The organism is Endozoicomonas sp. ALE010 (genome assembly GCF_049310165.1).
Taxonomy (GTDB): domain Bacteria; phylum Pseudomonadota; class Gammaproteobacteria; order Pseudomonadales; family Endozoicomonadaceae; genus Endozoicomonas.
The window spans coordinates 1-20813 of record NZ_JBLYNV010000010.1; the positions used below are offsets into that span (position 1 = coordinate 1).

Consider the following 20813-nt stretch of genomic DNA (forward strand, 5'->3'; position numbering starts at 1 on the left):
ATTTGGATTCATGGGCGACACTGGATTCATTGGCGACAGAGTCAGAACTGGTCAACAACGATGACTGGATGGAAGAGTTCCTACAAGGGCTATGTTGTGTTTAAGGGTTGAAAGTGATTAAAGGCAGTTCCTCAGCATGCCGGTTTAGCCGTATCTTCGCTTTCCAGGAACTCCTCGGCATCAGAACGCGGGTCAATCTGCGCAACAATGGGTGTTGTTCGGGGTACTGGAATAAAGTGCTGCTCTTCGCTGGTGTAGATCGCAGGACGGTAAGCCATCCGAATCAGGAAGAAAAGACCGGTAACGCCCATCACCGTGATGAAATACAGCATCAGGCCTTCAGGAATATGGCTCATAAACAGTGAAGCGAAGATCGGGCCGATACACGAACCAAGGCTGTAGGCCAGCAGAAGTCCCTGGGTGCCGGCAACAATATCATCCGGGTGCATATGATCACAGCCGTGGCTGATGGCCAGTGGATAGAGCGTGAAGGTAGCGCCGCCAAACAGAAACAGTGCTGGATAATACAGCCAGCTCTCGTGGGAACTGAGGATCAGGGCAAAGCAAATAGCACAGCCAGCCAGGGCAACCAGAACCAACATTTTACGCCGATCAATAATATCGGACAGGTAGCCTACTGGAAATTGCAGTGCCATGCCGCCAATCATGGTGATGGCCAGAAAGAGCGCTACGGTGTGATCATCACTGCCGCTGAGATCGGCCAGGTAGATGGGCAGCATTGAATACAAACCACCCAGTATCAGGCCACCGGCAAAACAGCCGAGTACTCCGGAGGGTGTCAGTTCAAACAGCTTTCTGAATCCCAGGGTAGAAGCCTCTTCAATTTCCGGTGTCGGGATTCGGGTCATGGCCGGTGGGAAGATCGATAATGACAGCAGAATCCCGATCAGGATAAACGGCATCAGACTACTGCTATCCAGGAAGCCAACAAACAGCTGTCCGATAGCGTTGGCACCATAGAGTGACACCATGTAGAAAGACAGCACTCTGCCCCGGTTGGCGCTGTCGCTTTCACAGAGCAGCCATGACTCAACCACAACAAATATGCCCGCCACCGCCATGCCATTAAGGAAGCGCAGTACCAGCCAGCTGGTGGTATTCTCCGACAGTGCCAGGCTCAGTACGGTGGCACAGAGCAACGCCATAAAGCAGGCAAACGAGCGAATATGACCTACCCGGCAAACAATACTTTCTGAGCGAAATGACCCGGCCAGTAATCCCAGATAGTAGGCGGTACCCATAAGGCCGGCCAGAAAGTCATTGCCATCTGTCGCATTGATTCTCAGGGGAATCAGAGTCGTCAGGTATCCGCTGGCCAAAGCGAAAATAAACATGCCTGACAGTGGCGCAACAAAACGTATCATAGTTTGTAGCCCGATAACGGTGTTAACCAAATGAGCGATCTATTCCGGGTTTTATCGGCCTGACAGGAAAGCGGAATAGAGCAGCTCGAAGGGATTGCAGATGTTCTCAGCAACGAACGGGTTAAGATAATATTAGGGTTCAGAATCCGTTATTTTGAGGAACTCTGCAACTGATCAAAGCATTGTACATGCCCACCCCGCTGGAGCATTTTCATGGGCACCAGGCTTCAATATCTTCTTTGGCACCAGCATTGGCCACTCTTTCAGGCGGCCATTGTCGGTGAAGTAGGGGCGCTTCTCGCCGACCACGGTGATACCACGTTTCTTCAGTACTTTCCGGGCTTCCTCCGAAGCCAGCGTTTCCTGCGTCAAGGTGCCCGGATTCATCCGTATACCTTCACTCTTCAGCCGCTGCACCTCTTGCGCCAGTGCCTTTTGCGTTGCCGGGCTCAGCAGTGATGGGTCATGTTCGTACTGCATCTTTTCCAGCAGCGTCATTCCCGCTGGAATCGCCACCTGCCCCAGATCATACCAGCTGTTATGAATGCCATAAGTGACCCCTTTGTTCTGATCAGCCTTACAGGCCAGGTGGTCGGGGTCTGAACAGACAATAATGCCAGCCTCCCGGGCTGTTTTGCGCCGAACATTGTCATTAATAATCTGGTTCATTCTCTGCATTGGCTCAGTTGTCAATTCAAAGTTTTCAGAGATCCCGGAGCCGCAATGGTCATTCAGACCATAGGCTTTGGTGTAGTCTTTTTTGCGATGATCCTGAAGTCGCGTGGTTATCCGCGCCAGATCAGCCGCACCGTGCATGGCGGCTTCCAGGTGACGTTGGAATTCACTCTTGTTGCCAGACTCGGAGGCAAACTCGCCAGTCAGCTTCGCTGGTAAATCAAGACGTGCAGCATCAAAGCCCGGGGGCTCAGTCACCGTGAATCCGGGAAAATCAGCCCCGACCCCAAAACAACGGATAATGTCCAGTCGATCCGCAAAGCGTAATATACGCAGATACCAGCGCACAGGGTCAGGCAGGTTCTGCTCGTCTTTACCCCTGTTATCGTTTTCCTTGCTGACCATCGCCTGGGCCATATTACCCAGCAGCGGTTCAGGGTAGTGCCCGGTCAGGTCCCGTATGAAATAGCCCGCAGACCTTGTTTCTTCCGCTGATTTGTCGACATCTTCGGCAGCGGCATCATGGTAGATAATCGCCAGTGCCAGAAGTTCTTTTTCTATTTTTTCCAGGCGACGCAGCTGAAATTTTTCCAGCAATTCCATATACCAGAGCCCATTATTCCTGGCCCGCAGAACATGACTGCAGCTGTGCAGCGGTTTCCACACGGTTGGCATGGTCTGTCTGCCAAGGCTCTTGATCACCCGTTCCGGTCCCGGGCGGCGGTAATAATGCTGCAACACCGTCAGGATGGTTTTTTCATTATCACCGACATGATCAGGCAGGACCGGCGGTTCGCTGAAAGCGTTCACCACAAACTGTAACGCTGTGGGTGTCTCAGCTGCCAATGATGTTGGCGATGCGCCGGAATCGTTCTGATGGAGCGATTGTTTCAGGCGTGCATTTTCACGCTGAGCCCTCTGGACATACGTTGGCCAATTCCGGTACAGAGGATATGTTTCCCGTTGCTCCCATAGATTATCAAGCCATTTGATAAAATCATTTGGAGAAAAATCATCAACAAGCATCCTGTCTTCACGATACTGCCTCTGCATATTGGATGTTAAAGATTTCATGAAGCTTTTGTTCAGGGAAGCTCCTGAGTAAAACAGGGCCAGTAAGTGAGACCGGATGGTGTCGAGAGCCGGGAAGCTGCAATCTCTCACATATTGTTGCACTGTTTTTTCCAGAGCGTCCTGCCGTTGCTGTTGACTAAGCCCCTGGCAAATGCGGTCAAATTCAACAACGGCACCCGGACAGAAGGTCAAAGGTATCTGTCTGAGATGGAGCAGAGTCAGGAAGTCAAATGGACTAAAGGCAGCCAGCATGCAATTCATTATGTCCAGAGGCATTGTGTTACTGTCAAAACGGTCCATCCAGTACATGAATGACACGCACCACTCTTTCGGCAGACTTGCCCCACTGTGCAAAAGCAGCTGAAACATCCGGTAAGCTTCTTCCTCCTGTTTCTTGATGTGCTTCTGCTTGGGATGTGAGTATCTGCACATTTCGGAATCCAGGAGCATTTCGAGCAAAGATTCAAAACTTCCTTTATGAAAAAAAGGCTGGTGGATTGGCAAACCACTCTGTTTTAATCCCAGAAGTTTCTCGTAACTGTAAACACGGGGATCACTCACCAGCTGGATGGCCTGTTGCAATTTGTGCTCAACATCTGGTGAGACGGTTAATTCCGAGCTCAGTGCCTGTGTCCGCAGAGACATTGGCAGCAGATTTAACATGGCTCTGAAATTTTCTGGGGGTATGCCCTGTGAAATCGCAAAATAATCCAGAGAATCCTCATTCGTGGCCAGGTGTTTACTGTCCAGCTCACCATCAAAATAGACCTGAACAGAACCTGTTCGGTGGCAATAAACAACCAGCGGCAATGATTCAAGCTCCAATGCCTCCTCACACTGACGCTTGTGCCGCAGGGTCTCGGCAATATTTATCTGTGCATCAAGGTATACAACGAAGCATTTGATGTCTTCTTTGCCATATTTGGTGAGCACCAGTTCCGGGTAATCCAGTTCAGGGGTGTCATTGCCGGGTTTTAATTTTGGTAAACTGAACGTTCCATCCTTTTGCAGATGTCCCGAGGTGAAACGATGAGGATACGCTCTCCAGGTGACTTGTTCGCCATGCTCTCGACGTCTATGAAACATTGTTGGCAGATCAGGCAGTAGCTTTGCTCGCAGTTGTGCCGGAGTCAAGCCAGGCTCCAGCAGCAGACGTTGAGTAAAAGCATCACATTTATAGACATACAGGCATTGTGGATCAACAATGCCTACCATCCATTGGCGATACCTCTTTGGTATGGGCTTGGTGGGCATCATTCCCCCCGGCAGGACGAGGGAGAAGGGTCTTGGTGACCCCTTACCTGAAAAGTACTGTTTTTCTGTATTTAAATAAATTCGCCGAAACGCCAGACGCCCACTCCTGGCGGCCCACTGTAGCACTTGTCGCTCAGGCTCCCTGGGATGAGGGGGTCGCCGCTTGCAGCTCGATTTGTCGGCGGTCCATTGGCCAGAGGCTGTTACGGACTGGGTGTCAGACTTTGGTTGAGGGTACAGGCTTGCGTAATTCCCTGTTCCGTAGTCAACATCCATGGCAATACTCCATTAAAACTTGTCCTTCATGAGAGTAATTGGTTGGTGAAAAGTTCCATCACGGCCCTATGGATCAGGCTTCTCTATCTTTCCAACGGTGTCATAACCGATTGAATTGGCTGAACAGGCCAACGAGTTAAGGAATGGAGCGAGTGGTAATTATGCGACAACTTCTAACCACAGAATTGACAGCAAACAATCAGTCAGACATCCGTAGTTCAGTGATCTTCGCTGTGTTACCGCCATGGATGGTCAACACATGGCCATTGATGCTAAAGGTGGCTGATATGATTGCACTATGATGGGAAGTGGTGGCTTTTTCTTCCCATGATCCATCGCTGTTCAGACCATAAACTTTCACTGTTCCATCGAAACTGGCAGTGACCACATGGCGGCCATCGACGCTAAAGGTTGCTAATCTAATATCGTTACCATTGGAGATGACGGCTTTTTCTCTCCATGATCCATTGTTCGTCAGGCCATAGATTTTCACCGTGCGATCTATGCTGCAGGTGATGACATGACGGCTATCGGGGCTGAATGTGGCATAGTAGACACTTTTGTTATGGGTAATGATGTTTTTTTCTTCCCATGATCCATCGTCCTTCTTGCCATAGATTTTCGCTTTGCCATCCGAACTGGAGGTCACCACATGGCGGCTATCGGCGCTGAATTTGGCTGAGTAGACTGTCTTGTCATGGGAAATGATGGCTTTTGCTTTCCATGATCCGTCTTTATCCTGGCCAGAGATTATCACCTTGCCATCGTCACTGGAGGTCATTAAAAAACAGCGACTATCGGGGCTGAATGTGACTGAGTTAACCTTTCCATTGCGGGAAATGATGGCTTTTTTTTCCCATGATCCATCGGCATCCAGTCTATGGATTGTTGCACTGCCCTTTTTTCTGGTGATCACCACATGGCGACTATCAGAGCTGAAGGTGACCGAGACAAAATGGGAAATAATGGCTATTTCCAGCCATGACCCATCGTCCTTCCTGGCATGGATTTTCGCCTTGCTATCCATGCTGGCGGTCACCACATAGCGGCTATCGGGGCTGAAGCTGGCTGTGTAGAGAAGGTCATCATGTGGAATGATGGCTTCTTCTGCCCATGACCCATCGTCTGTCAGGCCATAGATTTTTGCCCTCTTATCCCAACTGATGGTTACTACATAGCGACTATCTTTGCTGAAGGTGGCAAAATCGACCGTATCATCATGGGAAATAGTGGCTTTTTCTTCCCATGATCGTTCGTCCTTCTTGCCATAGATTTTCGCTGTGCCGTCGTTACTGTAGGTCAACACATGGCGGCTATCGGGGCTGAAGGTGGCTGAGCGTACCCAGTGACTGTGGGAAATAGTGGCTTTTTCTTCCCATGTTTGTTCGTCCTTCTTGCCATAAATTTTCGCATTGCCATCCATACTTGCGGTCACTACATAGCGGCTATTGGCACTGAAGGTGATTGATCTGACTTGCTTATCATGGGAGATAGTGCTTTTTGCTACCCATGATTCATCGCTCTCCTGGCCATAGATTTTACAGGCTCCAGAGTCACAGGCGATCACCAGGTGGCGTCCATCGGCGCTGAAGGCAGCTAAGTCCTTTAAACTATGACAGGGGATGCTGGCTAAAGTCTCTAATTTAAATGCTTTACATTGACACATCAGTTTAGTGAGAGTGGAAAAGAACAGAGCAGGAAAATAAAAACACGCCTGGCGATCCATAATTGACTTGACTAATGCCTTATCCTTTGTAAAACGGCTCAACCAATTCTCGAGTTGACCTTTATTTTTTGCAGTGAGGATTGTTTCCGTAATGGCCAGGTGTGATGAGGCAATCTGGCGATACCACGCCCTTATCATTGATGCATCTTTTTTGAGCGTGTTGTAAATGCATGAATTCACCTGTGTTAAACGGGCAATATCACGAGTCTGCAAATAGGTATAAATTTTGGCTTGTATTTCAAAGGGTAAATCGAGCAATAACGAAAGCTCATCCTTGTCACGAACAATGGCGTCCCTACGCGTGCTGATACCACTTCGTGTCCCATATTGAGATTGAACTGGTGTTGATGAAAGTGCATGACCGGAACTACTTTTTATGCAATCCATAAATAGTCGACATTATTTGGCGGATGGTTTTCACGAAGATTTAGCGATAATAGCACAGTCCTCTTTCCCGTCCTGCGCATTGTTACTCTGGCCGTAAAAATTCACCAGTCTTTTTATCCGGTTGCGTCCCTGGGCCATTCGGTAGCGGTTGGTGTCTCTCAGGCTGTATACGCAACCGCAGTATTCTTGTTGATAGAACGCTTCCCGTTTGGACAGCTCAATCATTCTCTGGCTGCCCCCCTGTTTACGCCAGTTGTAAGTCCAGTAGGAAACACCGGGGTAGTGCCCGGCAGAGCGGATGCCGCAGTCATTGATCTGTTCCATGTTCTTCCAGCGTGAAATACCCAGTGTGCTGGAGATCACCGTAAAGTGGTGTTCATAAGCATAAAGGGCGGTTCGTTCAAAGCGCATATCAAAACAGACGGTGCAGCGTTTGCCCCGTTCCGGCTCATTTTCCAGGCCCCGGGTGCGGGCAAACCAGTTGTCGGTATCATAATCAGCATCAATAAACGGAATATTGAGTTTGTCACAGAACCGTTTGTTTTCATCCTTGCGAAGCCGGTACTCCTCAGCGGGGTGGATGTTTGGGTTGTAAAAGAATACGGTCTGCTCAATACCCGATGCCTGAATCGCTTCCATCACTTCACCGGCGCAGGGGGCACAGCAGGAATGCAGCAGGATTTTTTCAGCACCATCAGGAATATTCAGAACAGGACGTTGATAATTTTCCAGGGAGAGAGGGGTGTTTTTCATGGCAGCCATACCAGTCTGACAGGTAGAGTGTTTACACAACCGGTAAGCATAGCAAAATATTGTCGTAAACCTGCTATCCAGCAGCAGAACCGATGGTTTAATCGCTCCTATTGGTAAACAGCATTTGTAATGCCCCCTGATGAGCCTCAAATAATTGATGGTAGTTTTGACAAAAGGCGTCTTCATTCGGTTCCACCAGTACCTCAATGGAAGGCGCTATACCTTTTGCCCAACCGGGTAGGTAGTACCCTTTGGCAGCACACAGTGCATGAATGATCATTTCTACAGTACCACCGGGTCCTCTGGCCGTTGGTGCCAAGTGCACATACCACCAGTGAATGCGAGGGATTACCGAAAGGTCGCCAGCCATCGCCTGATCAATTAAACCCTGAACATGCTGTAACCCCGGATTCAGTTGATCAGGATCCGTATGGATAATTAAAGCAGAGCGCTTATTCTTGCCAACATAATGCAAATAACAGTCACCAAAAAAATATTCAATTCCATAATTCTTGATTCTGGGGCTGGTCACTATTTGGGTTAGATAAACCTTATTCTCTCCTGCATTACCCACAACCACGCCATAATGTATATGATCAATTTCAAGGGGGTTTAGTTTATATTTGTCAGAGATGTGCTTGATAAACCTTTCTCCTGCCTTGGTTATGTGATTGATAAAGGATTTATTATAGGTCAGTTCAACCGCACGTTGTTTAGCACAGGAATAAGTAGAGTCTAGTGGGGTGTGGGTACAAATGGGATAATTACTCACTAATTGCAGATTATTACGAAGAAGGCCAAATTCTTCAGCACAGTCATTATTTCTGGTAATCTCAATGTGTTTACGAGTATTAATTGCTTTCTTAATTAACTCTTCAGCAGTGATTGTTCTTTTAATAATACTGTCTTTTACCCGATCAACAAATAATCTGAATTCTGAGTTAAAAACATCTGGATCACCATATGGAAGCCAATTATCTCTTTTAACCAGATGATTGGAATTTTCCGGCGGAATCATCAAAGGTGACAGCAATTGTTCATTTTTTACTGGCAAAACCTCAGTTTCTGGCGTTTTTTCAGGGATCTTGCTGGACTGCAGAGGATGGTCCAGGGGATTTTCCAGCCTTTTATCAGCAGTTACTGCTATTTTCCTAAGTGCGCCATTATCGGCTTGAGTGCATTGTTCAGGGGAATTACCGGTGGCATGCTGGATATTGACCATTAAATTTCGATTCGATAACTGTTTTACCGGTATTTTCTGATGTTCAACCGATGATGGCTGAGGGGGCAATAAAGATGACTTTGTCTGACTTGCAATAGGGGGGGGATGATTAATTGTGTTCACAACTTTGAATCCTTTGTTTTAGTGGTTATAAAAAATTTTCTGGATTTCAAGTCATCTTCGGCTTAAAAAATTCTTTTAATGTAAGCTGTCAATCAATCAGTTTTAAATCACACGTATCCTCTGAAGACATTCAAACATTTTTTCTTTGTCGTCTTCGGACAGGTGCGTTGCATTTACTAACCTGACAAAGTCTTGCTGCATGTTATTATCAAACTTTCCTCCATTGTAAAGATATGCGCTGATTTGACTCACGATCTGTTTACCAAGCTCTATCAGCCTGGGCCTGACCTCAGAATCCAGGTCACGGTATTTTTTATTTGCTGGCCTGGCAGAAGACCATTGATCAATATACCCCTGTTGAATAGCCTTGGCCGCATTCATCTGTGCCTGAAAAAAATGTTTCATGGAATCCGGGTCTAAACCAGCATTTTCAGCATCACACATGGCCTTCTTAAGCACCATTTTTTCTCTGGTCAAATCTTCAACAGCCCGATTCTCCCTGACCTTGAATAAGGCTACATCTTTCATATAAGTCAGCCGCCGGTTGATTAACTCAAAGATTCCATGTAATTGCTGATTTTTGTCTGGCAAAACCTCGGTTACTGGTGTTGTTTCAGGGGGGGTATCGGGCTGTAGAGTAAAGCCTGTAGAATTTACCAGCCTGTTTTGTTCAGTTATTGCAACTTTTTGAAACGTGCCATCACTGGCTTGGGCACATTGTTTCGGAGAATGCTTGATATTTACCATTAAATCTGGATCTGTTAGCGGTTTTACCGGTTTTTTTTTATCTTCAACCGATGATGGCGGAGGATATTTGGAATTTGTCGGACTTATCGTAGTGGATGCTTGATTAACCGGGTTCACAGATTCGAGTCCTTTGTTTAAGGGATGTAATAATTTTCTTTGATTCAAACCATTTTCAGGCTATCAGCAATACAGCTTAACAGGAGCTATCAATCAACAAACTAACTATGTTGTCAGTAACTCTAACGGACTGTCATTTATGAGGCAGGTTTCGGCGCACATTCAGTGAGATAAGCAGAATGAGCAAGCAGCAGTGCACAAGGCAGGAAATGGCTGGATTTTCATCGGTGGGGCAGGAATATGGTATTCGAATCTATTGAGCAATTGGCCAGGCGGGTTCCTGTTCAGCCAGTGAATACCGGGTGGCTATATGAACTGGGCGTATCCCTGGATATTTTGCGCCTGGATCAACTTGACCCCGAGATCAGCGGTAACAAGTGGTACAAGCTGAAACACAATCTTATTGCCGCGCAGCAGGAGGGCAAATCGGCCATTCTCAGCTTTGGTGGTGCCTGGTCCAACCATATTCATGCACTGGCTGCGGCGGGTCATCGGTTTGGCATGCCAACCATTGGCGTTATCAGGGGGGAGCCGGGGGAATCTCTGTCAGCAACCTTGACCGATGCGGTTAACTGGGGAATGCAATTACACTACCTGTCCAGAAGTGATTATCGTCGAAAGAATGAAGCCGGCTTTGTTCACCATCTTTTGCATCAATCAGGTTTGTCAGCCCGGGATGTGCATGTTGTACCGGAAGGCGGGAGTAATGTGTCCGGTGTGCAGGGTTGCCGCGAAATTCTGGCCGCAGGGGGCATCACTGCGGGGAGCTATGATGAGATCTGGCTGGCTTGTGGCACGGGGGCCACGCTGTCAGGGGTGGCGCTGGCTGCGGCAACAGAGATGCCACAGACGCAGGTGACCGGTGTCGCCGTCCTTAAAGGAGGCGATTTTCTGCGCGGTGATATTCATCACTACACCGGGCAGGCATTGGCTAACTGGACACTGTTGACGGACTATCATCATGGCGGTTACGCTCGCACTACCGAGGCGTTGCTGTCGTTTATCAAATCCTTTGAGATGGAGACGGCAATCCCTCTGGATCCGGTATACACCGGCAAGGTCATGTTTGCCATTAGGCATTCACTGGCGGAAAACCTGAAGCAAGGCCTTCCCTGCCGGGGCAGACGGCTGTTAATGGTTCATACCGGAGGGCTTCAGGGGCGGCGCGGAATTGATATAAAAATATAAGAGCAATGGTGCAGTGATGAATACTTCAATAGCCCGACAGATTGCCAGAATTGTTCTTGAAGGGTTCAGTGACTATCGAACACGCTTTACTGACATCACCCTGGGGGCTCGGGACCGTTTTCTGAAGGCGGACTGGAGTGCTGCACAAAATGCTGCCTCAGACCGGATTAACCTTTACCATGTTGCCGTCACTGATGTGATGACAACCCTGGCATCCCGGATTGAAGCGTCCTATCTCAGCGACAGTAGCTGCTGGCAGGATGTGCATGACGCTTACCTGGATTTGATCTCTTACCGGACCGACCCGGAACTGGCGGAAACCTTTTATAACTCCATCTACCGCAAGTTGTTCAGGGGCGAAGCGGTGAACCCCCGTCACTGTTTTATTCAGTCGGAATTTGATGGTTTTAAGGTGCACAGCGCCAGGGGCATTTATCGATCCTATGCTTTTAATGATAAAAGTAATGACCAAAGCCAGCAGCAGGGGCTGGTCAGCCAGGTTGGCCAGATACTGGATGATTTTCAGTTTGAACTGCCCTGGGAGTACCGGCGCAGGGATATTCGCAATATTATCCATGCGTTGCAGAAAGCTCAGCCATCATGGGTTCGGCGCAGTAATGTTCGGGTGGATGTGCTGAAGTGGGTCTTTTATCGGAATAAAGCCGCTTACCTGGTGGGAAGGCTGGTGGCCGGTGACGACCTGCAACCGTTTGTTCTGGCGGTTCTGAATAATGAACAGGGCGCGCTCTACGTTGACGCCCTGCTCTGTGAAAACGACAGCGTCAGTGTGCTGTTCAGCTTTACCCGCTCTTATTTCCTGGTTGATGCCCGGATTCCCTCCGAGTGTATTGAGTTTTTGCACACGCTGGTGCCTGAAAAAAAACGTGCCGAGCTTTATAACTCCATCGGTTTCTTCAAGCATGGTAAAAGTGTCTTCTATCGGGATTTTCTCCAGCATTTGCACCATTCTGCTGATCAGTTTGTCATTGCACCGGGTGTCAAGGGCATGGTGATGTCGGTGTTTATGCTGCCTTCCCTGGATATGGTGTTTAAAGTCATAAAAGATCATTTCGCCCCGCCCAAAGATATCAGCAAGGCCATGGTTAAAGACCGGTACTATCTGGTAAAAACCCATGACCGGGTAGGGCGGATGGCCGATACTCAGGAGTACTCCAATCTGATATTGCCCCGTTCCCGGTTCAGTGATGAGTTGTTGCAGGAGTTGCGGCAGGTAGCGCCCTCTACCGTTCTTGTCTATGACGATAAGGTGCTGATTCGCCATCTATATACTGAGCGGCGAATGATGCCCATGAATATCTATGTTGAACAGTTGGTTGACCATGGCAACGAGCAGGCACTGGAAGCGGTGCTTGATGAGTATGGCCGGGCGATCAAGCAACTGGCCGCTGCTAATATCTTCCCGGGCGATATGCTGCTGAAAAATTTCGGGGTCACTCGCCATGGTCGTGTGGTTTTCTACGATTACGATGAAATTATCTATCTGACCGAGTGCAATTTTCGCGAGATACCGGAGGCGCTCTATCCAGAGCAGGAAATGTCCGCTGAGCCCTGGTATTCCGTTTCACCGGGGGATATTTTTCCGGAAGAGTTTCCGGTGTTTCTGTTTCCTGATCTGGCCATCCGCAAACGTTTTACCCGTCTTCATGGTGATCTTTTTACCGCCAGCTACTGGCGCAGTGTTCAGCAGCAGATTTCCCAGGGGCAGGTGATGGATGTATTGCCATACACGCCATCACTGCAACTGAAAAAACACCATGTTGACCGGGCTGCGTCCCGTCAAAAAACAGCGCCTGTGGTTTAACAGGCGCTACTTATGGTGTTCACGCTTTTTTCAGGTACTTGGTCAACAGAACAATTCGGACACCATTGACACGGCCTTCGATCTGTTCAGGATTACCGGTCAAAGAGATATTGCGTACAGCTGTGCCGCGCTTGGCAGTAAAGCCAGCACCTTTGACCGGCAGATCCTTGATCAGCGTGACTGTATCGCCCGCATTCAATACACTGCCGTTGCTATCCAGTGTGGGGGCTGCTGATTCTTCACTGCTTAATCCGGACTCTGCCCACTCACGGGTCTCATCATCCAGATACATCATATCCACCAGGTCCCGGGCCCAGCCTTCCGATGACAGACGGTTGAGCAGACGAAATGCCATGACCTGAACGGCGGGAACCTGGCTCCACATACTGTCATTCAGACAGCGCCAGTGATGAGTATCCATGGTATTTGACTGGTTGATCTGCCCAAGGCAGTTATCACAAACCAGAAGGCAGTGGTCCGGATGGGATGCATCGCTCTTTGGCGGCACAGGGTAAACGCTCAGGTCATTTTTTGAACTGCACAGTTCACATTGAGCGCCGCTGCGCTCCATCAGAGTTTGTTCGGTAGTCATAGAAGGGAATATTTGACCAAATGGAGGGAAGGCTAGTATGCCTGTAATTTCAGAAATCTCCAATCAGGGACTTATCAAGTACTGCTGTAGAAATTTGCAATTTTCCTTTGAGGTATGAGTAATAAATCAGGTCAGTTCGCCATTGATTGTCACTCATCGGTTTTAGCCACTTTCATCGCTCTCTCAGGCCAGTCATCAGGCACAATAAACAAATGCATCTGCTGTTGCAGCGCCTGATGGATTGCCCTGATATACACCGGTCGTTTTTGCGGTTGCAGCTGGCGTATCAGCGCATCCTGATCGAGCAACTCTGCAACAGGGTTCTGATTCAACCACTGCACTTTCTGAGGTATCTGGAAGCGGATATCCCTGCTGATGGACCGGGTACCCAGAAGGAAATGGCTTTGGGTTAACCAATAACCTTTCAGGTGATTCTGGTTGCAATACTCCGGTGGCGGGCATTGCGCTGTTATATGCTGTTCTGCCTGAGTTATCAGTTGGATGTCGTTCAGTTGCGGTATGGCTGTTTTATCTGTGCGGTACAGGGGATAAAAAAGCCTTCCCTGTATCAGGATCTCTTTAGCAACCGGCTGGACAATACCCAGCGTTAATAATGTTTCCCGCCCTTCATGGCTATCACTCAACAGGGCTTGATGATGGAGCAGGCAATCCATCTTGCGATCCAGCCGGTCCCTGAGCCCGGGGCCGACCCAATGTTGCCATGAAGACCCCACGGCATTGTCAGCTTCACCAGGCATACCCAGATAAAATTTAACGGCCAGCTCCCGATGGATAAACCGGTTTTTCCGCTGGTAGATAAGGTCATATTCACCCAGTGTGGCAGGCTGACCATTTTTCTCACCATTCACCTGCAGGTTAGCGACGATGGTCTGGCTATCAGGCAGCTGGCTCAGCAGGAATTGCCATAAGGTTTCGTTGAAAATGCCGAGCAGGGGATTGCCTTTTTGGTTAACCAGACTTTCCAAAAGGGCCAGTTGCTGTTGATCAAGAATCACCGGGGCTGTTCCGGCCGGTAAGGGGGAGTCCAGAAATAGAGGACTGGCCGTACTATTAAATAATGGCGGGCTGTTTTGTACCCATTCTACTGCCTGTTGTAGAGTGCGATGTATGCTTTGATGTGAAAATCTGTTCATACTGACGTTTATATACTATTACATGGTTTCAATGTAATTGATGGGTTCTTTTTATCAATGGCCTCCAAACTCTGTTCGTCCTGAGGAGCAGAAGTACGCTAAGGGTGAGCGGAGATTGTACACATCAAAATCATCGAAATAATGTACTATGGATAATATCAGTCAGAATCCACCTTGTTCATCTGCTGAAATACCTCAGAAGGATTCTCAATCTGTCAAGACAATCCTCACTGGATTTTCGCGAGCTGTTAAGTCTGTTGATCCAAAAAACATTCCCGGTGAAAAGAAAAGTAAGTCAGTAAATGTTCCCCAACATGTATCTCTGATTAGCCGTAAAGTCGAACAACTTAACCATCAGGGACGCACTTACCTGTTGCAGGTGGATAAGCCCCTGGATAGTGGCAATACAACCACAGAGTCTTCGGCCCTGCCTGTTAATACCTCCGGGATTTTGCAATACGTATCAAAGGGCGACATGAGAAGATTCAACGGCAGGGCGAACAGTCTCTTTGATCATAAACCGATTGCTTGCAGGCATTTGGCCTATGCGTTTGCTACAGGCAAGTTTGGCACGAAAGATGGTGGCAAATTCACGTCCATTGATCGGCTTGATAAAATTTCCCGTCACAGCGGTATTAAAATGGATCAGGCCCTGAATGACACCACGGCTCATGGATATAAAACTGCACAGGAAGGTTATTACTTTGACCGGGCTGGCTTAGGCCAGGCACTTTATGCGGCTTGTCAACAGCAGCTGGTCGATAGCGAACAAAATAAAACCTATCTGTTTTCGTCACCGAACCATTTGATGGCTCTAAAGATAAACTGGTCGCCTGAGCGACCGGAAATAAAACTGGCCTTTTATGATCCCAACGACACCCTGAGAGTCCGACGACTCATCGTCCCTGACCTGCAAACCCTTAAGGCAATTAAAATAGAGCACCTTTTCCCGGATTCTTATTCAATCAAATTATATTACCCCGAGCCTTCTTTGGGGGGATGTTTAACTACGACAACGGTTGAGAGCCGGGCCGGTAACTCGTTGGTCAGGATTCTGGCGGATATGAATTCGTCCATCCTGTTTTTAATGCTCAGGAATGGACATTTTTCTTCGAAAACGGTGGATCAATTCATGGGGCAACTGAACCGGCTTGATCCATATAATCAAAAGATTGCCCTGATGGCGAAATCCGACAGTGGTTTTTCCGGGCTCTACGTAGCACTGCAAAATGGCCATGGTGAGTGTGTGGCGAGTTACCTGGATCGGGTCCTGGCCAGCTCCCTGAGCGACGAGGTCAAACTGAATCTGCTGATGGCGAAGTCCCCCAAGGGTTTTTCCGGGTTCTGTGTGGCGTTGCAAAACGGCCATGGTGAGTGCGTCAGGATTTACTGGGATCGGGTGATGGCCAGCCCCTTCAGCGAGGAGGTCAAACAGGGCTTGCTGAGGGCGAAATCCGACTGGGGTTTCGCCGGGCTCTGCCTGGCATTGCAAAACGGCCACGGGGAGTGCGTGAGGAGTTACTGTGATCGGGTGATGGCCAGCCCATTCAGCGACGAGGTCAAACTGGATCTGCTGATGGCGAAATCCGATAGTGGTTTTTCCGGGCTCTACGTAGCACTGCAGAATGGCCATGGTGAGTGCGTCAGGATTTACTGGGATCGGGTGATGGCCAGCCCCTTCAGCGAGGAGGTCAAACAGGACCTACTGATGGCGAAATCCGACAGGGGGTTTCCCGGGCTCTGCATAGCACTGCAAAACGGCCATGGTGAGTGCGTCAGGATTTACTGGGATCGGGTGATGGCCAGTCCCTTCAGTGACGAGGTCAAACTGGACCTGCTGATGGCGAAATCTGACAGGGGTTTCCCAGGGCTCTACGTAGCACTGGAAAAAGGCCATGGTGAGTGCGTCAGGATTTACTGGGATCGGGTGATGGCCAGCTCCTTTAGCGAGGAGGTCAAACAGGACCTGCTGATGGCGAAATCCGAGTGTGGTTTTCCAGGGCTCTGCGTGGCACTTAAAACTGGCCACGGGGAGTGCGTGAAGAGTTACCTGGATCGAGTCCTGGCTAGCTCCTTCAGCGACGAAGTCAAACAGGGCTTGCTGCGGGCGAAATCAGGCAGTGGTTTTCCCGGGCTCTATGTAGCACTGGAAAGTGGCCATGGTGAGTGCGTCAGGATTTACTGGGATCGAGTGATGGCCAGCCCCTTCAGCGAGGAGTTCAAACAGGACTTGCTGAGGGCGAAATCCGACAGTGGTTTTCCCGGGCTCTCCATAGCACTGCAAAATGGCCATAGTGAGTGCGTCAGGATTTACTGGGATCGGCTGATGGCCAGCCCCTTTAGCGACGAGGTCAAACTGAATCTGCTGATAGGGAAATCCGACAAGGGTTTTCCGGGGTTGTTTAAGGCGCTGCTAAATGGCCATGAGGCGTGCGCCAGGGATTACCTGAGTCTGGTTATGGCCAGTCTCTTCAGCGATGAGGTCAAACAAAACCTGCTGATGGCGACCCGGGGCAATGGTATTTCCGGACTCTACGTGGTGTGGGAAAATGGCAAACGGGAATGCTTCAGGACCTATGTTACAGAGGTTATCTATAGCAGCTTCAGTAACCTTGTTCAGTCTTGATAATGGTTTCGAAGCTTTATTGTGGCTGTTCAGGATGAGTTCTGCACTGTAAATACTGCTTTATTGGCCTTAATGTCTACCCTGAGAGCCTATGTATAGTATCAGGCAGAATCCTCCTCGCTCATCTGCTGGAACACCACAGAAGGATTCTCAATCTGTCAATGAAGCGACAATCCTCAATGGATTTTCGCGAGCTATTAAGTCCGTTGATCCAAAAAACATTCCCGGTGAAAAGAAAAGCAAGTCTGCCAATGTTCCCCAACATGCATCTCTGATTAGCCGTAAAATTGAACAACTTAACCATCAGGGACGCACTTACCTGTTTCAGGTGGATAAGCCCCTGGATAGTGGCAATACACCCATAGAATCCTCGACAGAGGCCCTGGCTGTTAATCCCTCCGGGATTTTGCAATACCTGTCAAAGGGCGACCTGAGAAGGTTCAACGGCAGGGCGAACAATCTCTTTGATCATAAACCGATTACTTGCAGGCATTTGGCCTATGCGTTTGCTACAGGCAAGTTTGGCACGAAAGAGGTTGGCAAATTCACGTCCATTGATCGGCTTGATAAAATTTCCCGTCACAGCGGTATTAAAATGGATCAGGCCCTGAATGACACTGCGGCTGATGGCTATAAAACGGCACAGGAAGGTTATTACTTTGACCGGGCTGGCTTGGGCCAGGCACTTTATGCAGCTTGTCAACAGCAGCTGGTCGATAGTGAACAAAATAAAACCTATCTGTTTTCGTCAATGAACCATTTGATGGCTCTAAAGATAAACTGGTCGCCTGAGCGACCGGAAATAAAGCTGGCCTGTTATGATCCCAACGACACCCTGAGAGTCCAACGGCTTATCGTCCCTGACCTGCAAACCCTGAAGGCGATTAAAATAGAGCACCTGTTCCCGAATTCTCATTCAATCAAATTATATTTCCCCAAGCTTTCCTTTGGTGGATGTTTAACCACGACAACGGTTGAGAGCCGGGCCGGTAACTCGTTGGTCAGGATTCTGGCGGATATGAATTCGTCCATCCTGTTTTTAATGCTCAGGAATGGACATTTTTCGTCGCCAATGGTGGATCAATTCATGGGGCAACTGAACCGGCTTGATCCATATCATCAAAAAATTGTCCTGATGGCTAAAAATGACAATGGTGTGCCAGGGCTGAGCATGGCATCACACAGGGGGAATGTTGAGTGTGTCAGGAAATACCTGGATTGGGTCCTGGCCAGCGCCTTGAGCGACGAGGTCAAACAGGATCTGTTGATGGCGAAATCCGACAGTGGTTTTCCCTGGCTCTGCGTGGCAATGCAAAGTGGCCACGGGGAGTGTGTGAAGAGTTACCTGGATCGGGTGATGGCCAGCTCCCTGAGCAACGAGATCAAACAGAATCTGCTGATGGTGAAATCCCCCAAGGGTTATCCCGGGCTTTTCGGGGCGCTGCAAAACGGCCACGAAGAGTGTGTGAAGAGTTATCTGGATCGGGTGATGGCCAGCTCCCTGAGCGACGAGGTCAAACAGAATCTGCTGATGACGAAATCCCCCGGGGGGTATCCCGGGCTCTTCATGGCACTGGAAAATGGCCAGGCGGAGTGTGTGCAGAGTTACCTGGACCGGGTCCTGGCCAGCTCCTTAAGCGACGAGATCAAACAGAATCTGCTGATGGCGAAGTCTCCCAGGGGGTTTTCCGGGCTCTGTGTGGCGTTGCAAAACGGCCAGGGGGAGTGCGTCAGGATTTACTGGGATCGGGTGATGGCCAGCCCCTTCAGCGAGGAGGTCAAACAGAACCTGCTGATGGCGAAGTCCGACTGTGGTTTTCCCGGGCTCTACGTAGCACTGGCAAAAGGCCATAGTGAGTGCGTCCGGATTTACTGGGATCGGGTGATGGCCAGCCCCTTTAGCGAGGAGGTCAAGCAGAACCTGCTGATGGCGAAATCTGACTGTGGTTTTCCCGGGCTCTGCGCGGCACTTAAAAATGGCCACGGGGAGTGCGTGAAGAGTTACCTGGATCGAGTCCTGGCCAGCGCCTTCAGCAACGAGGTCAAACAGGACCTGCTGAGGGCGAAATCCGACAGTGGTTTTCCCGGGCTCTATGTAGCACTGGAAAATGGCCATGCTGAGTGCGTCAGGATTTACTGTGATCTGGTGATGGCCAGCCCCTTCAGCGAGGAGTTCAAACAGGACTTGCTGAGGGCGAAATCCGACAGTGGTTTTCCCGGGCTTTACATTGCACTGCAAAATGGCCATGGTGAGTGCGTCAGGATTTACCTGGATCGGGTGATGGCCAGCCCCTTCAGCGATGAGTTCAAACTGAATCTGCTAATGGCGACATCCGACACGGGATTTTCGGGGTTGTTCAAGGCGCTGAAAAATGGCCAGGAGGCGTGCGCCAGGGATTACCTGAGTCTGGTTATGGCCAGTCCCTTCTGCGATGAGGTCAAACAAAACCTGCTTATGGCGACCCTGGGCAACGGTATCTCCGGACTCTACGTGGTCTGGGAAAATGGCAAACGGGAATGCTTCAGGACCTATGTTACAGAGGTTATCTATAGCAGCTTCAGTAATGATTCAAAACAATCAATGATATCGTCGACTCAGGCTAACTGAATGACCTTGCCCCGGATTCTGATTGCTTCAAATTATATTATCCCGGGCCTTCTTTGGGTGGAGCACCACTCTACTTGTCTTTTGTAGAACCTGTTGAAGAGTATGATGTATGCTTTGATGTAAAAATCTGTTCATGACTAACGTATACTAACTCACATTCTAAGGCGACATCACTGAGTTTATGGAACACTTCAAAATTGTCGGAGTAACCGGCCGCCAGGGGCGTATTCAGGTGGAGGATACTCTGAGACATCTGGCAGACTTTCTGCAGCAGCGGGGGGTGACCGTAGTTCTGGATGAACAGCTGGACGGTCTTTTGCCAGGTCACTCCTTTTCCATGATCAGCCGTGAGCAAATGGGGCAGCAGTGTGACCTGGTGATCGTGGTGGGTGGTGATGGCAGTATGCTGGGCGCTGCCCGGACACTGGCGCTGTACGATATTCCCGTGATCGGTATCAACCGCGGGCGGTTGGGATTTTTGACCGATATCTCCCCGGATGAGCTGGATGACCAGCTGGCAGAAGTGCTTGAGGGACGCTACCTGGCCGAGAGTCGTTTTCTTCTTGAGGCCCGCGTTCGCCGCCAGGGCAAGGTGATCGGCCAGGGGGATGCGCTGAATGATGTAGTGCTGCACCCCGGTAAGTCGACCCGAATCATTGAGTTTGAACTGTATATCGATGGGCAGTTCGTCTATAAGCAGCGGGCTGATGGACTGATTATTGCCACGCCAACCGGTTCAACCGCCTACGCGCTGTCCGGCGGTGGTCCCATTATGCACCCGAGGCTGGATGCCATTGTTCTGGTGCCCATGTACCCCCACATGTTAACCAACCGTCCCCTGGTGGCGGATGGCGATAGCGAGCTGAAACTGGTGATTCGCCATGAAAACACCATATCCCCGCAGATCAGCTGTGATGGACAGATTCATATCACCTCGGCACCGGGGGATGAAATCACGATTCATAAGAAGTCTCAGCGTTTAAAACTGCTGCACCCTCTGAACCATAATTTTTATGAGTCCTGTCGTTCCAAGTTGCGTTGGAACTATCAGGAAGAGCGCTGTTAATTCAAGGACTTTTGTCAC

Annotated in this window: 13 protein-coding genes; 5 read left to right on the forward strand and 8 right to left on the reverse strand. The window is 49.4% G+C overall.

The features are described from left to right. Positions 1-131: 131 nt before the first annotated feature. The 6 genes from ACO6UY_RS06425 to aroQ form a co-directional block, all read right to left on the reverse strand. Positions 132-1385: an MFS transporter gene (locus tag ACO6UY_RS06425; protein ID WP_422465593.1), complete on the reverse strand. Its 1254-nt coding sequence runs from the start codon at positions 1383-1385 to the stop codon at positions 132-134. Positions 1386-1559: 174 nt separating this feature from the next. Beyond that, entirely contained in the window at positions 1560-4664 is a 3105-nt protein-coding gene (locus ACO6UY_RS06430) for a hypothetical protein (RefSeq protein ID WP_422489408.1), read from the reverse strand. A 199-nt stretch (positions 4665-4863) separates the two neighbouring features. Then, the gene (locus ACO6UY_RS06435) at positions 4864-6777 is read right to left on the reverse strand and encodes a hypothetical protein (protein WP_422460687.1); all 1914 of its coding nucleotides are present in this window, start codon (positions 6775-6777) and stop codon (positions 4864-4866) included. 30 nt (positions 6778-6807) lie between these two features. Next, complete coding sequence (locus tag ACO6UY_RS06440) at positions 6808-7530, reverse strand: epoxyqueuosine reductase QueH (RefSeq protein ID WP_422446100.1); 723 nt, start codon at positions 7528-7530, stop codon at positions 6808-6810. 97 nt (positions 7531-7627) lie between these two features. Beyond that, a complete protein-coding gene (locus tag ACO6UY_RS06445) occupies positions 7628-8875 on the reverse strand; it encodes a hypothetical protein (RefSeq protein WP_422446098.1) in 1248 nt (415 codons plus the stop codon). Positions 8876-8977: 102 nt separating this feature from the next. Next, a complete protein-coding gene (gene aroQ / locus ACO6UY_RS06450; RefSeq protein WP_422489410.1) occupies positions 8978-9787 on the reverse strand; it encodes a gamma subclass chorismate mutase AroQ in 810 nt (269 codons plus the stop codon). A 192-nt stretch (positions 9788-9979) separates the two neighbouring features. Here aroQ and ACO6UY_RS06455 point away from each other — a divergent pair, with 192 nt between their 5' ends. Continuing rightward, the gene (locus ACO6UY_RS06455; protein ID WP_422460690.1) at positions 9980-10927 is read left to right on the forward strand and encodes a 1-aminocyclopropane-1-carboxylate deaminase/D-cysteine desulfhydrase; all 948 of its coding nucleotides are present in this window, start codon (positions 9980-9982) and stop codon (positions 10925-10927) included. A gap of 16 nt (positions 10928-10943) precedes the next feature. Then, the gene (gene aceK / locus ACO6UY_RS06460; RefSeq protein ID WP_422460692.1) at positions 10944-12749 is read left to right on the forward strand and encodes a bifunctional isocitrate dehydrogenase kinase/phosphatase; all 1806 of its coding nucleotides are present in this window, start codon (positions 10944-10946) and stop codon (positions 12747-12749) included. A gap of 19 nt (positions 12750-12768) precedes the next feature. On the opposite strand, the gene ACO6UY_RS06465 is transcribed toward aceK, so the two are convergent. After that, positions 12769-13341 (reverse strand): PhnA domain-containing protein, encoded by a 573-nt coding sequence (locus tag ACO6UY_RS06465; protein WP_422446090.1) that lies wholly within the window; start codon positions 13339-13341, stop codon positions 12769-12771. 149 nt (positions 13342-13490) lie between these two features. Next, the gene (locus tag ACO6UY_RS06470; RefSeq protein ID WP_422489412.1) at positions 13491-14495 is read right to left on the reverse strand and encodes a DUF1853 family protein; all 1005 of its coding nucleotides are present in this window, start codon (positions 14493-14495) and stop codon (positions 13491-13493) included. 148 nt (positions 14496-14643) lie between these two features. Here ACO6UY_RS06470 and ACO6UY_RS06475 point away from each other — a divergent pair, with 148 nt between their 5' ends. The 3 genes from ACO6UY_RS06475 (at position 14644) to ACO6UY_RS06485 (ending at position 20795) form a co-directional block, all read left to right on the forward strand. Next, on the forward strand, positions 14644-17121 hold the full coding sequence (locus ACO6UY_RS06475) for a ShET2/EspL2 family type III secretion system effector toxin (protein ID WP_422489414.1): 2478 nt from the start codon (positions 14644-14646) through the stop codon (positions 17119-17121). Positions 17122-17212: 91 nt separating this feature from the next. After that, positions 17213-19729, forward strand: a complete 2517-nt coding sequence (locus ACO6UY_RS06480; RefSeq protein ID WP_422460698.1) for a ShET2/EspL2 family type III secretion system effector toxin — start codon at positions 17213-17215, stop codon at positions 19727-19729. Positions 19730-19910: 181 nt separating this feature from the next. Further along, positions 19911-20795: an NAD(+) kinase gene (locus ACO6UY_RS06485; protein WP_422489416.1), complete on the forward strand. Its 885-nt coding sequence runs from the start codon at positions 19911-19913 to the stop codon at positions 20793-20795. Positions 20796-20813 lie beyond the last annotated feature (18 nt).

Bases quoted from the DNA above. Each gene is read 5' to 3' on its own strand.
- ACO6UY_RS06430 (WP_422489408.1), bottom strand. From the start codon at position 4,664: ATGGATGTTGACTACGGAACAGGGAATTACGCAAGCCTGTACCCTCAA.
- ACO6UY_RS06455 (WP_422460690.1), top strand. From the start codon at position 9,980: ATGGTATTCGAATCTATTGAGCAATTGGCCAGGCGGGTTCCTGTTCAG.
- ACO6UY_RS06470 (WP_422489412.1), bottom strand. From the start codon at position 14,495: ATGAACAGATTTTCACATCAAAGCATACATCGCACTCTACAACAGGCA.
- ACO6UY_RS06440 (WP_422446100.1), bottom strand. From the start codon at position 7,530: ATGAAAAACACCCCTCTCTCCCTGGAAAATTATCAACGTCCTGTTCTG.
- ACO6UY_RS06485 (WP_422489416.1), top strand. From the start codon at position 19,911: ATGGAACACTTCAAAATTGTCGGAGTAACCGGCCGCCAGGGGCGTATT.
- ACO6UY_RS06435 (WP_422460687.1), bottom strand. From the start codon at position 6,777: ATGGATTGCATAAAAAGTAGTTCCGGTCATGCACTTTCATCAACACCA.
- ACO6UY_RS06480 (WP_422460698.1), top strand. From the start codon at position 17,213: ATGTATAGTATCAGGCAGAATCCTCCTCGCTCATCTGCTGGAACACCA.
- ACO6UY_RS06475 (WP_422489414.1), top strand. From the start codon at position 14,644: ATGGATAATATCAGTCAGAATCCACCTTGTTCATCTGCTGAAATACCT.
- aceK (WP_422460692.1), top strand. From the start codon at position 10,944: ATGAATACTTCAATAGCCCGACAGATTGCCAGAATTGTTCTTGAAGGG.
- ACO6UY_RS06465 (WP_422446090.1), bottom strand. From the start codon at position 13,341: ATGACTACCGAACAAACTCTGATGGAGCGCAGCGGCGCTCAATGTGAA.
- ACO6UY_RS06425 (WP_422465593.1), bottom strand. From the start codon at position 1,385: ATGATACGTTTTGTTGCGCCACTGTCAGGCATGTTTATTTTCGCTTTG.